Origin of the sequence: Thalassotalea nanhaiensis, assembly GCF_031583575.1 — a bacterium.
In the GTDB taxonomy this organism is placed as follows: domain Bacteria; phylum Pseudomonadota; class Gammaproteobacteria; order Enterobacterales; family Alteromonadaceae; genus Thalassotalea_A; species Thalassotalea_A nanhaiensis.
In genome coordinates, this window is sequence record NZ_CP134146.1 from 2,234,107 (window position 1) to 2,247,714 (window position 13,608).

Consider the following 13,608-nt stretch of genomic DNA (forward strand, 5'->3'; position numbering starts at 1 on the left):
CTACTTGCAATCCTATAAGGCAATCCTTATAGTACGCATCGAATTCAGGCGCGGGATGGAGCAGCCTGGTAGCTCGTCGGGCTCATAACCCGAAGGTCGTCAGTTCAAATCTGGCTCCCGCAACCAATTCTTTGATTATAAAAGAGTTTCTGAATTCAAACATATTACAGGCGCGGGATGGAGCAGCCTGGTAGCTCGTCGGGCTCATAACCCGAAGGTCGTCAGTTCAAATCTGGCTCCCGCAACCAATTTTCTTTAATTAAGGGAATGTAGGAACTTTAATATTGTAAGTGTTACTGACTCATCAGTTCGCTAACATCAAAATAAGGGCTCCACAACAAATTAATTTTTAGAAAATACTGTAATATGACAATTAGTTTGAGAGAACCACGGACGCGGGATGGAGCAGCCTGGTAGCTCGTCGGGCTCATAACCCGAAGGTCGTCAGTTCAAATCTGGCTCCCGCAACCAATTCTTAACAAACTACGAAAAAGAAGCCCTAACGGGCTTTTTTCGTATCTGGAGTTTGATAATGTCATTAATGGGTTAATCAAAAAGCATAACCCGAAGGTCGTCAGTTCACTTATACCAGAACAGCGCTCCCGCAACCAATGCTCAACAAACTACGAAAAAGAAGCCCTTACGGGCTTTTTTCGTATCTGGAGTTTGATAATTTCACTCTTTGAGCCTCAAAGATTTAGAAAAAATGCACCGTCATCCCCCGCGAGTATAAGCGAGATGAGGGACCTCATCGAACGTACTGTGCATATATAGAATTTACTTATCAATTTTTTAAAATCGTTAAATTTGTTATCTCGTTACTTAACCGCTGCCGATATTCACCTAAGGTCTCCGCAACCAATGCTCAGCAAACACGATAAAAATCTAAAAAAGCCCTACAAGGGCTTTCATACCTGTAAATTAAGAAAACAATTAACTTGCTAAACGCATGCCTTTTTTATGTGTATTTTTATAATGCAATGGTGAAACTCCATACCAAGCTTTAAACGCTCGAGAAAAGTTCCCGTAGTTACAATAACCTAATTTAAATGCTAATTGCTCTGGCGTTAATTTGCCTTCTTGTAAGTAATAAATTGAATATGACTTTCTAATTTTCTCAACGATACTTTTAAAGTTAGTACCTTCCGCGTTTAATTTATTATTGAGGGTGCGCTCTGATATCCCGCAAATTTCAGCCACTAATAATTTGCTACAATTGCCATCAAGCAATAACTTCAAAATAATATTACTTACTTTAGAAGTAAAATTAAAAGCACTACTACGTTTCAAAAATTCGTCCACCATTTTATCCGATTGTTTTGCAAGTTTGTCATTTGCAAAAGGCAATTCAACATCTAACGTATTAGAATCAAAAACAACCTTAGTTTTATCTGCTGAAAACTCTATATTTTCACCAAAACAATCAATATATTCCTGTATCATTTCATCTTCAGGCGTCCAGGTTAAACAAACTTTTTTTGCCTTAAAATCAGCACCAATCATTAATTTTATAAACGTTAATGTTAAAGCGGCAAAAATATCAGAATAAAAATTTGAGTTTATGTCATTAAAATAGGTTTTCTCATCAAATGTTAAATAACTTTCAAAACTGTCCTGAATAAAATTAACCTTTATTGAGCTAGTAATAAATGGAAAACCATTTGTATAACGATGGCAAAAGTCATTTAAAGAATTGCTAAATAACAATCCAGTTCCAAACGATTGGAATATCGCCGGATTCAAATATTCACAGGCTTTAATCGCAACTATAGGTGACGCTTTCTTAACAACCAAATCAATATAATTACTACTCAAATGAGAAGGTATTCGCTTATAAATTGAATTGAATTTATTCATATCTATACCAGCTTCAATTAATGTTGAATCGACATCAACACCATACTTTTCAATCGTCGGCTGTAAAAACTTTAATGTGCCACTATAACTGTTGGCTAATAATTGGTGCATCTAAAAAACCCTTAAAACTAATGAAACTCTCGATTTAGAGAGTTCCTTTTAAGTTAAATATCTAAAATGAGATACTTTGAATGAGCATAAAACCATAATGTATCAGGGATTAATTATCCTAATACGCCATTTTCTTGCATGGTTTCAATCTCATCATTATTGAAACCCATCTCAGTTAAAACTTCCTGATTATGATGACCTACGCGACAACCTGCAGAGGTGTAGTTAGGCTGGTTTCTAGAAAATTTAATTGGTGACGCGATTTGCTTGATTTTATTGTTATCTGTTGTAGTTACTTCAACAACCATATTTCGCGCTTGCATTTGCGGATGTTCGGCCGCTTCTACCACTGTTAAAGTAGGTTCAACACAGGCATCAAGCTTAACGAATACGTCTTGCCAATAGTCAAAGTCGTGCTGTATAAATGCACCTTTTAATGCCGCGATTAACGGAGCTTGTGATTCAGCACTGTAGTCAAAACCATTTTTGATCAGGTCTTCTCTACCTATGGTTTGACAAAGTTGCTGCATAAACGCAGGTTCAATACTACCAACAGAAAAATAACGACCATCTTTAGTTTCGTAATGGTTGTAAAAAGAAGCACCATTTAGTGTTTCTTGCTCAAGTCCGGGAGCAATACCGCTGCCAAGCGCACCAGCACCACTCATAGCATTCAAAGCAAACGCTGCATCAGTCATACTGATATCTATATATTGTCCTTCACCACTAATTTGACGTTCTATTACTGCGGCAAGAATGCCGTTAACAGCATGCATTGACCCACCTGCTACATCTGCAATTTGAAAACCAACAGGAACAGGCCCGGTTTCTTTAGTACCGGTATAACTGGCTACACCAGCAATTGCTAAGTAGTTTATATCGTGGCCACCACGGTGTTTATACGGACCAGTTTGGCCATAACCAGTAATAGAACAATAAATTAATTTAGGATTAATCTCTTTTAATGATTGATAATCCAAACCAAAACGTTGCATAACACCTGGACGGAACTGTTCAATAACGATGTCATACTCTGTCACCATCTTTTTGACTAAATCTACGGCTTCCTGTTTTTTTAAATCCAAGCCAATAGACCGCTTAGAGCGATTTAGAGTTTGATGAATGTAAGATACGCCCTGCTCATCTAAAGGAGGCAATATTCTGGTAAGATCTTGACGGTTAGGCGATTCTACTCGTAGAACCTCTGCCCCCATATCAGCTAACATCATAGTTGCAAATGGGCCGGGTAATAACGTTGAGAAATCGAGAACTTTAAGAGATTTTAATGGCATGGGTTTGTCTATCCGCTTAATTAAATTAATGGCGACAAATTAAGCGAGAACAACTTTAACTACAATGACAAAATAACACCAATCTATGAACAAATCTTACTTTATCTCTTATCGAACAGCGGAGCTAGCCCTTAAGTATTTGATGACTGATAAGATTTTGGAGACGACCCAGTCCAGCGCTTAAATGCTCGGGCAAAATTATTATAGTTTGAAAAACCAAGTAAATGGCTAATGTCCGTTAAAGACAAATCAGAATTAGGTACGTAATCTAATGCTAATTCTTGCCGACAATCTTCCGTTAAACTCCTAAAGTTATATTCATGGCTTGCCAGCCGTCTTTGTAATGTCCTTTCGCTCATATGCAAGCGAGCAGCAATATTAGTAATAGATGCTTCATCGGTCGCTAAATTCTGTTTCACCAAAATTTTCACTTGATCAATCAAATGATACTTATCAATTTTTTTTAGTCCGTCCTTTAATGCTTTAGTTGACACAGTAGGCAATAAACCAGAAGCAAGGCCAGTGATATTTGAAACCTTACGTTCGAGCAAGTCTTTAGCAAAAACCATTTCTAACTTATTGGCTGAAACCTCAACTGGACAGCGAAAAAAACGTTGAAAATAGGTTTTATCTTTAATTTCAGGATATGGAACTTTCATAGAAATTGGCGAAAAGTCGTCACCGTAATGCTGCCGACACATGGTAATAAAAGCTGAAAAGAAAGCGTCAATATTGGCTTTTGGTACTTCAAGATTAGTTAAAACGTTAATTTGTAAACGATAACCTGCCTTAATTCTAACTAAATACATTCTCGCCGCATTTGAAAACAAACGGAAAAAACGAAACATAGTTTCCATACCTTCTAATGGCGTTTGGGTTAACCCCATTGAAGGCCCTAAAATATTGAATATTTTAGGGCTGGCAAATCGACCTGCTTTAATACCTACATTTTCATCCAAGGTTAAGTCATATAGCTTTTGCCAAAGCATACAGGAAACCTTATTTTGGACCTGATAGCCAATATCGCCAAGTCTAGCAACATCAACACCTTCATCAGCGAAAAACCCTATTTGATCAATTTCATATTCATCTAATAGCGGTAGCATCATTAATAAATATGTGGCCGAAACATAGATAAGATCTTCATCATCGGCAGTTGTTAAATGGTCAAACTGAGATTGAAACTTGGGCACTATTAAAAATTTCCAATTGAAAACAATTCTCATACTCTAACATCCTTGTCGCCTCAAGAGTACCCCGTTGTCGTCTCAAGAGTATTTGAAAATGATAATCAAATGTAACATCAGCTCAATTCCTAGCACACATCAGTTTAACAAAATTGCTAGTTCAATGAATTTAAAAACAATTATAAAAATCAAACATCACGGATTAATATTTATAAATCATGAAGTTAATAACACAGTTAAAAAAGCATAAAGACTCTTATTTGCAGTCGCCTATGCCGTCAAAACAAGAAAGAATTAAACGCTTACAATCATTAAAAGTTGCTTTATTAGAGCACCAAGATGAGTTGTGTGCTGCTTTAAATAATGATTTTGGACAACGCAGCAGCACAGAATCACAACTCCTTGATATTTTACCAACCATCAATTACATCAATTATTCATGTAAAAAACTTAAAGGTTGGATGAAATCAGAAAAGCGCCATTCAGGTTTATTGTTAGGCGGCGCTAAAGTCAAAGTAATGTACCAGCCTCTAGGTGTAGTAGGCATCATTGGCTCTTGGAATGCCCCCCTCACGGTAACACTTGCACCGTTGGTAACGGCTATATCAGCGGGTAACCATGCAATGATCAAAATGTCTGAATTTAACCCTTCTACTAATAAGGTTGTTGCAAAAATTATTGCACAAGCATTTGATCAACACTTAGTATCAATGGTTGAAGGTGAAGCAAGTGTATCAGCTGAATTCTCACAACTACCATTTGATCATTTAGTTTTTACCGGCTCTACCACTGTCGGTAAACATGTTATGAGCGCTGCAGCTAAAAACTTAACGCCAGTAACACTTGAGCTTGGCGGTAAATGTCCAGTAATTATTGGTGAAGACATGGACATTGATGATGCGGTTAGTCGTATTGTATTTGGTAAAGCCTTTAATTCCGGCCAAATTTGTTTAGCTCCAGATTACATTTTCTGTCCAGCGGATAAAGAAAATGAATTCATACAAGCCTATTGTAAAAAGTTTCAACAATTGTTTCCTGATTTTGTTAACAATAAAGATCACACCAGTATTCATAGTGATCGTCATTTCCAACGTTTTCAACATTTATTAAATGATGCGAAACAAAAAGGCGCAACAATCACGTCAGCCAATAATATCGAAGGTAATGCTGCGACTCGCTTAATGGCTACTCACTTAGTATCCAATGTTTCTGATGACATGCAATTGATGCAAGAAGAAATTTTTGGTCCGATTTTACCAATTAAAACTTATAAAAATTTAGAAGAAGTTTCCTCATACATTAACAATAAAACCAGCCCTCTTGGCCTTTACATTATGACCTTTAATAAAAAGAGCCAACAATATCTTCTAGAGAACACTCATTCTGGAGGGGTCAGCATTAACGAAGTGTTGTTCCATGCAATGTGTGATGATGCTCCGTTTGGTGGCGTTGGAGAATCAGGCATTGGTCATTATCACGGACCAGAAGGCTTTAAAGCCCTCTCAAAAGCAAAAACAGTGCTGACTCGTGGAAAATTTTATCCAGGTAAATGGACTAGCCCCCCTTATAACAACAGCTTAATTAAGCCAATAGTAAAGTTCTTACTGCGTAGTTAATTTAAAAAATACTCAGCAGAAAATTTAATAACAACAATAAAACAAAATTTATCAACAAGAGAAAAACTATGCATGATTATATAATAATTGGCGGTGGTTCAGCTGGTGCTGTCCTTGCCAACCGCCTTAGTGAAGATAAAGACATTAGCGTATGTCTACTTGAAGCCGGGACTCCAGGAAAAACTCCGTTTATTTCAATACCAGTTGGAATGTCAGCTTTAGTCCAGGATTTTAAAATCAATATTTGGAACTGGCAGTTTAATACACAGAAAGATAAATCATTAAATAACCGAGCTCATTATCAGCCTAGGGGAAAAACCCTTGGCGGCTCAAGTAGTATCAATGGCATGGTATATATGCGTGGTGATAAATCAGATTTTGATCATTGGGCTGAGCTGGGCAATACAGATTGGGATTATGAGCAGGTTCTGCCTTATTTTAAAAAAGCTGAAAACAATGAACGTGGTGCAGATGAGTATCATGATAATCGTGGTCCACAACATGTAAGTGACGGCGTCAGTGAATTTGATGTTTGTGACAGCTTTAAACAAAGTATTCTTGAACAAGGGTATGCGTTCAACTCTGATTTTAATGGTTCAAGCCAAGAAGGCGTTGGTATTTATCAATTTACTACTAAAAATGGTAAACGTGCTAGTACCAATGCTTGTTACATCGAACCAATAAAGCAGCGAAAAAACCTAACCATTAAAACGAGTGCTCAAGCTCAACGCATTATCTTTGACGGTAAACGTGCTGTTGGTGTTGAATACATTACTAATGGCAAAACCTTTACCATTAACGCCAAAAAAGAAGTGTTGGTTTGTGGTGGTAGCTTCAATTCTCCACAACTATTACTTCTATCTGGTGTAGGTCCTAAGGCTCAATTGCAGCAGCATAATATCGATGTTGTTCATTCATTAGACGGTGTTGGTAAAAACCTGCAAGAGCATCCAGATGTTATGTTGGTTTACAAAAGTAAAACAAAAGCGGGCTTGGCTTTAAACCCTATAGGTATTGCTAAAGGTTGCGGCGCTTTAATCAAATATTTGGCAAATAAAACAGGTTGGTTTGCAAACCCACCTACTCCCGTTGGTGGTTTCTTTAAAACTGATGAACAGATGACCGTACCAAACTTTCAAATTCATTCGGTGCCTATGGCATATCGAGATCATGCTCGTGATTACAAATTAATGACTAATTGGGGGTTTAGCTTACTGGTTAACATATCAAGACCAAAAAGCAGAGGCGAAGTGACTCTTAAGGATTCAAATCCTTTATCGGCTCCAAACATTAAATTAAATTTACTAGAGCATCCTGAGGATATGGCTGAATTAGTCGATGCCGTTAAAAAAGCTCAACAAATGGTTGATCACCCATTAATGAATGAACACATTCAAGGGCCTTTACACCCACCAAAGCGTTTTAACAATGATGAAGAAATCGAAAAATATTTACGTGAGTACGCCTCTCATGCATATCACCCTGTTGGTACTTGTAAAATGGGTAATGATGAGATGGCTGTGGTAGATGATCGTTTAAAGGTTCATGGGTTAGAAGGGATAAGAGTCGTAGACGCTTCGATTATGCCAACACTTATAAGCGGAAATACAAACGCGCCAACAATCATGATAGGTGAAAAAGCTGCCGATATGATCAAACAAGATAACCAGCATTCTTAGGTGAATAAATTGTTAATTAAAGGGTTTTCTTTTGTCATTGTGAACAAACTAAAACTCTCTAGTATCAGTGTATAAGCGCAGTTAATGCTAAAAACAGCAACTGCTGCAATAGAAAATAATTAAAAGAACGAATAGAGATAAAACATGATTTTTACCCAAGCAGTACAAAGAAACGCTCAAGTATTTCGCGATCAAATCGCGGTAAAATGTGCAGACAGAACTCATACCTGGAATGAATTTAAAAACAGAGTAGCGTCTCTTGCATCAGGGATGCATAATGCGGGAGTAAAGCCAGGAGAACGAGTGGCGATTCTAGCCTTAAACTCAGATCGCTACCTTGAATATTATTACGCGGTAGCCTGGGCAGGAGCTGTACTCGTTCCACTGAATAATCGTTGGTCAGTAAAAGAAAACCAATACGCATTAAATGATTCAGGGTCAGTAATGTTGTTTGTAGACGATGTATTTTATGAAACAGGAAAACAACTTAAAGACCAATGTGAGTTAATCAAAAACTTTGTATACCTTGGAGACAATGAAACCCCTGATGGTATGCTGAACTATGAAGATATGATCGAACAAAATGCTGCTATTGATGCTTTTGATAGTAATCCTAGCGACATGCTTGGCATATTTTATACTGGTGGAACTACAGGCTTTCCAAAAGGCGTAATGCTGTCACACACAAATATTTCAGTAAGCTCAATTGCAATAATGGCCGAAATGAAATTTTACGGCAGAGAAAACCATTCAATGATGATGGTAGCTGGCCCAATGTTTCATTTAGCAGCAGGCGCAATGTGTTGGAGCAGTGTTATTGCAGCAGTACCTATGACAATTGTACCGGCATTTAATGTACCGGATGTGATTAACTGCATAGAAAGAGATAAGGTGACCGATTGTTTATTGGTACCTACTATGATCAGTATGTTATTGGCTGATAAAGCATTGTTAGAAGCTGATTTAAGCACGCTGAACCAAATAATTTATGGCGCTTCGCCAATGCCAGAAGGAACACTTCTTGATGCAATGGAGAAATTACCAAATGTAGGGTTTGTACAAGCTTACGGTCAAACAGAGCTATCACCAGCTTGTTCTATACTTCCGGCTAAATACCATACCTTAGAAGGCCCATTGTCGGGTAAAATTCGCTCTGCAGGCAGACCTTGTTTAAGCGTAAATGTGACTATCAGAGACGAGAATGATAACGAATTGCCTCCTCATAAAGTTGGTGAAATTTGTGCAAAAGGTGAAAATGTAATGATGGGTTACTGGAATAACCCAGAACAAACGAGTAATGCATTAGCAAATGGCTGGTTGCACACTGGTGATGCAGGTTATATGGATGAAGAAGGCTTTATCTTTTTAGTCGATAGAGTAAAGGATATGATTGTTTCAGGTGGTGAAAATGTATTTTCTGCCGAAGTTGAAAGTGCTCTTTCAAAGCACCCTCACGTACACGAAGTTGCGGTAATTGGTATTCCAAGTGAACAATGGGGTGAATCTGTACATGCCATTGTTCGTGCGAAACCAGATACGATCGTTACCGAAAAGCATATCATCGATTTTTGTCGTGAATATATCGCCGGATATAAAGTACCTAGATCAATTGAATTTAGAAATGAACCGTTCCCAATAACCGGTGCAGGTAAGATACAGAAAAATGAATTACGTGAAGTTTACTGGCAAGATCAAGAACGCAATATAAATTAGTCTCTAACCGCCGTAAACCATACAGTAGAAAGTTTAAACAATGTATTTTTCTTTGTATTACAAAATGCACCTTACGCTTTACGCTTAGGTGTATTTTTTTTAATTTATTCAAAATAATCACTTGATCTCAACTTAACCTGAGGTATTACCCTAGATATGAATTTAAAATGTTTTTAATCTAGGAATAAACAATATGAATAATACTGTGGCAATACTTTCAAGCGCTAGAACAAATGGAAATACTGAAAAACTATTAAACAGGCTCGCTATTAATACGAACACCAATATCGATATAATCGATTTGTCCAAGTACAACGTTAGTGAATATGATTATAACTATAACAACCAAGATGATGACTTCCTGACTTTGATAGAAACAATCTTGTCTTATGAAAAAATCATTTTCGCATCACCTGTGTATTGGTACTCAGTAACGCCTACAATGAAAAAGTTTCTCGACCGTATATCCGACTTATTAGACCTTCCTCATTTATTAGACTCAGGTCGACGTCTCAGGGGTAAAGCAGCTTACGTAGTATGCAGCTCAGCAAGTACCGAAGTGTCTAACTCTTTTATCAGTGCTTTTAAAGATACCTTTGAGTATCTTGGCATGAATTACGGCGGCTTTTTGCATGCCGACTGCTCAGATGGCTATCAGGAAAAATATTATATCGATGACCTCAATAGCTTTAAGGCATTGTTTTAAATAATGCTATTTTGAAAGGGTTAATTTAGCACTTAGTTAATGATAGATCCTGAAACAAGTTCAGGAAGTGGCTTTCAGGTTCAGGCATTTGAGTATTTGTATCGTTATTTTGGTTGCGAATTCTTCCTACTACACTGCCCTTTCACATTAGCGTAAATCTAATTGACAAATACTTTAAAACACAAAAAAGCACGGCTTAAACAAGTCGTGCTTTTTCTTATCAAACCCAACTCAAGTTAATTGTTGGATTTACTCAATTTAAATCATTCGATTAATATTGAGGTTCATTCATACTGAATATTTGTTTTACCATGCCATCTACTGACCAGCTTGGTGGTACTTGACGTGGAGGGAAAGCAACAAATGTTCTCATTTCTTTTGCTGTTTCAGAAATACCACGGGTAATTTCAAACATATGCTCAGCATACCACTTATCATATCCACCTGCTTCATCACGAGCACGCTCATATGGGTCTTGACGTAAGTTTGTGATCAAAGGAGCACGTAGTGGTGTTAATGGACACATCCAAACTGATAAACCGTGACACTCTTGCATAGAGTATTGTAGTTTTATATCGCCAACACGAATTGCTGATAAATCACCACCATCAGTAAAGTACATATAATTTGGACGTGGAGCTTCATCTGTTTCACCTGTTAAGTAAGGAAGCATGTTATAACCATCTAAATGTACTTTGTACTGCTTACCATTAATTTGTGTACCTTTTTTCAGCTTTTCTTTAATGTCAGTTACGCCAGCAGCAGCAAGGAACGTTGGAGCCCAATCCATATGAGATGCGATCTCATTTTTGTATTGACCCGCTGGAATTTTGTTCGGCCATCTAACCATTGCTGGTACACGGAAGCCACCTTCCCACGTTGTATTTTTCTCACCTTTAAATGGAATAGAACCACCATCAGGCCATGAGAACGTTTCTGCGCCATTATCCGTTGAATAAAGTACAATAGTGTTATCAGCAATATTAAGGTCATCAAGTTTGTCTAATAAAACGCCTACTTGATAATCATGCTCCATCATACCGTCGCCGTATAAACCACCGCGTTTTGAAATACCTTCTGACTCTGGTCTTAAATGAGTCCATACATGCATACGAGATGAGTTAAACCACACGAAGAATGGTTTGTCTGCTTTATGAGCTTTATCCATAAATTTAGTCGCTGCAGCTAAAAATTCATCATCTACAGTTTCCATACGTTTTTTTGTTAATGGACCTGTATCTTCAATTCTGCCGTCAGCATAGGTATGAAGCACACCACGTGGACCAAATTGCTTTTTGTAAGCAGGATCTTTTGGATAATCTGGATGTTCTGGCTCTTCTTCGGCATTTAAGTGGTATAAGTTACCAAAAAATTCATCAAAACCATGGTTTGTTGGTAAAAATTCATCTTTATCACCTAAGTGGTTTTTACCAAATTGACCAGTAGTGTAGCCACGATCTTTTAATAACTCTGCGATAGTGACATCTTCAGCTCGTAAACCTAAATCTGAACCAGGCAAGCCCACTTTAGTCAAACCTGTACGTACTGGATATTGACCTGTAATAAAAGCTGCACGGCCAGCAGTACATGAGTTTTCACCGTAGTAATCAGTGAAAAGTGCACCTTCGTTAGCAATGCGGTCGATGTTCTTAGTTTGATAGCCCATCATGCCATGCGTATAAGCACTGATGTTACTCTGACCAATATCATCTCCCCATATAGCAAGAATGTTTGGACGTGATGTATCAGTTGTTGCCAATGCAGCACCTGACATTGCAATCAGGGAAACACCAGCTACGATTTTACTGAATTTGTTTAGCAAAGTCATAATTGAAACCTATGTAAGTTATTAACGATAAAGTTCTGAATGAACTTAAATTTCAAAATAATTTTACTGAACAATTTGTATAATTAAAAAGTATTGCTTACTATATAACTATAAGCATTGCTTATATATGAATATTGACTTTTAATAAACATTGGCGTTTGTAACTTATTGAATCAATTTAGGCTGACTGGATGACGGACATAAACCTTAGAAGTGTAGATCTGAACTTACTGTTAATTTTTGACGGGCTGATCCATTTACAGAACTTAAGCCATACAGCTACAAGCCTCGGAATGACTCAACCTGCTGTATCACAAGCCTTGAAAAGACTTCAACACATGTATAACGACCCTCTGTTTGAACGCAAAGGTCGTAAAATGCACCCCACTATGAAAGCAACTTTAATTCAACCAGTGATAAGCAAGGTTCTTGAAGAAATTAAAGGAACTCTCCCAGTTAAAGGCTCATTCGATCCATCAAAGCTTACGATGCAATATCGAATTAACCTCACCTATATTAATAATGGACTGTTTATTTTCGATTTTACCAAAGCACTTTTTGAACAAGCACCAGGGGTAAAACTTACCGTTACGTCCGATATTATTTATGATGCAGAGACTTCATTGCGTAACCGAGAATATGACTTATGTATCGAACATCTAAAATTATCGCATTCAGCGTGTAACAATGACATTTTATATTCAGAAAAAGTTGTTGTGATTGCTAGAAAAAACCATCCAAGATTAAAAAACAAGAAATCAATAACACTCGATGATTATCTAAGCGAAGAGCATGCAGTGTTAATCCCACACAAAGATAATATTCATCCCTTATCAATCATGAATAATGAATTTGGTGAACGCAAAGTTGGCTTTACCGGGGCAAGCATGAGCGATACATTTAATATAGTAAGAATGACCGACTATATCGGTGTGATCCCAAAAACTGAATTAAATTATCAACCTTTAGCAAATGAATTAATTTGGTTTGAGCCCCCGTTTCATACTGGTATTGCAAGTATTTATATGAACTGGCATTGGGATATGGAACGCTATCAGTCACACAGATGGATAAGAGAATTATTACTTGAAACTTGCCGTAGCAAAGATATTTTGTCCAAATAATGAATACAAAAGGTGGCTTCTTAAATTAAGTTATTCAGTGACTCTAATTAAAGTCACTGAATATTCATTTAGTAATACTATTTTTCTACAACTTCTTTATTGTTAATGATATAGACTTCTTTACCTTTAACAACACCTGAGCATTGTTGGCTTGGTTGATCACACCATGCATCAACAACATGCAATTCATCATTCGCTTTTACAATATAGCGCCATCCATATAACATTTCTTTTTTCTTTTGCGCTGCTTTTCTTGCACCTAGTAAACCACCAGTTATCTTCGCTGCATCTTTACCACTACCAGAGCCAAACGCTGAGCCAATACCAACACCAACTGCTGCACCAAGTAATGGTTTTCCGTCACTGCCTACTTTAGTTGTAATAACTTCAGCCTTTTCAATTACCCCTTCCATTACAGTAGAACCAGCTATAGCTTGGCTTGTAAATAAACCAATAAATATGAACGCAAGTGATTTGAATTTAAACATAAAATAT

The 13,608-nt window shown here is 37.2% G+C and carries 10 protein-coding genes and 3 tRNA genes; 8 read left to right on the forward strand and 5 right to left on the reverse strand.

Annotated features, from left to right (window positions below):
• Positions 1–49: 49 nt before the first annotated feature.
• The 3 genes from RI845_RS09805 to RI845_RS09815 all read left to right on the forward strand — a co-directional run bounded on the left by RI845_RS09805 (position 50) and on the right by RI845_RS09815 (position 471).
• Positions 50–126, forward strand: a tRNA-Met gene (locus tag RI845_RS09805).
• Positions 127–171: 45 nt separating this feature from the next.
• Positions 172–248 (forward strand) — tRNA-Met (locus RI845_RS09810).
• A gap of 146 nt (positions 249–394) precedes the next feature.
• Positions 395–471, forward strand: a tRNA-Met gene (locus tag RI845_RS09815).
• Positions 472–933: 462 nt separating this feature from the next.
• On the opposite strand, the gene RI845_RS09820 is transcribed toward RI845_RS09815, so the two are convergent.
• From RI845_RS09820 to RI845_RS09830, 3 genes are all read right to left on the reverse strand, one after another.
• Entirely contained in the window at positions 934–1,968 is a 1,035-nt protein-coding gene (locus RI845_RS09820) for a helix-turn-helix domain-containing protein (protein ID WP_348386001.1), read from the reverse strand.
• Between the two features lie 113 nt (positions 1,969–2,081).
• The gene (locus RI845_RS09825; protein WP_348386002.1) at positions 2,082–3,260 is read right to left on the reverse strand and encodes a CaiB/BaiF CoA transferase family protein; all 1,179 of its coding nucleotides are present in this window, start codon (positions 3,258–3,260) and stop codon (positions 2,082–2,084) included.
• 131 nt (positions 3,261–3,391) lie between these two features.
• Positions 3,392–4,453 (reverse strand): AraC family transcriptional regulator, encoded by a 1,062-nt coding sequence (locus RI845_RS09830; RefSeq protein ID WP_348386003.1) that lies wholly within the window; start codon positions 4,451–4,453, stop codon positions 3,392–3,394.
• A gap of 212 nt (positions 4,454–4,665) precedes the next feature.
• On the opposite strand from RI845_RS09830, the gene RI845_RS09835 reads away from it, so the two are divergent.
• From RI845_RS09835 to RI845_RS09850, 4 genes are all read left to right on the forward strand, one after another.
• Positions 4,666–6,063: a coniferyl aldehyde dehydrogenase gene (locus tag RI845_RS09835; protein ID WP_348386004.1), complete on the forward strand. Its 1,398-nt coding sequence runs from the start codon at positions 4,666–4,668 to the stop codon at positions 6,061–6,063.
• Positions 6,064–6,131: 68 nt separating this feature from the next.
• Complete coding sequence (locus RI845_RS09840) at positions 6,132–7,742, forward strand: GMC family oxidoreductase (protein WP_348386005.1); 1,611 nt, start codon at positions 6,132–6,134, stop codon at positions 7,740–7,742.
• Positions 7,743–7,886: 144 nt separating this feature from the next.
• Positions 7,887–9,455 (forward strand): long-chain-fatty-acid--CoA ligase, encoded by a 1,569-nt coding sequence (locus RI845_RS09845; protein WP_348386006.1) that lies wholly within the window; start codon positions 7,887–7,889, stop codon positions 9,453–9,455.
• A 193-nt stretch (positions 9,456–9,648) separates the two neighbouring features.
• A complete protein-coding gene (locus RI845_RS09850) occupies positions 9,649–10,161 on the forward strand; it encodes a flavodoxin family protein (protein WP_348386007.1) in 513 nt (170 codons plus the stop codon).
• Between the two features lie 271 nt (positions 10,162–10,432).
• Here RI845_RS09850 and RI845_RS09855 read toward each other — a convergent pair whose 3' ends face one another.
• Entirely contained in the window at positions 10,433–11,989 is a 1,557-nt protein-coding gene (locus RI845_RS09855; RefSeq protein WP_348386008.1) for an arylsulfatase, read from the reverse strand.
• Between the two features lie 191 nt (positions 11,990–12,180).
• On the opposite strand from RI845_RS09855, the gene RI845_RS09860 reads away from it, so the two are divergent.
• On the forward strand, positions 12,181–13,113 hold the full coding sequence (locus RI845_RS09860; RefSeq protein WP_348386009.1) for a LysR substrate-binding domain-containing protein: 933 nt from the start codon (positions 12,181–12,183) through the stop codon (positions 13,111–13,113).
• Positions 13,114–13,190: 77 nt separating this feature from the next.
• Here RI845_RS09860 and RI845_RS09865 read toward each other — a convergent pair whose 3' ends face one another.
• Positions 13,191–13,601: a hypothetical protein gene (locus RI845_RS09865; RefSeq protein ID WP_348386010.1), complete on the reverse strand. Its 411-nt coding sequence runs from the start codon at positions 13,599–13,601 to the stop codon at positions 13,191–13,193.
• Between the last annotated feature and the right edge of the window lie 7 nt (positions 13,602–13,608).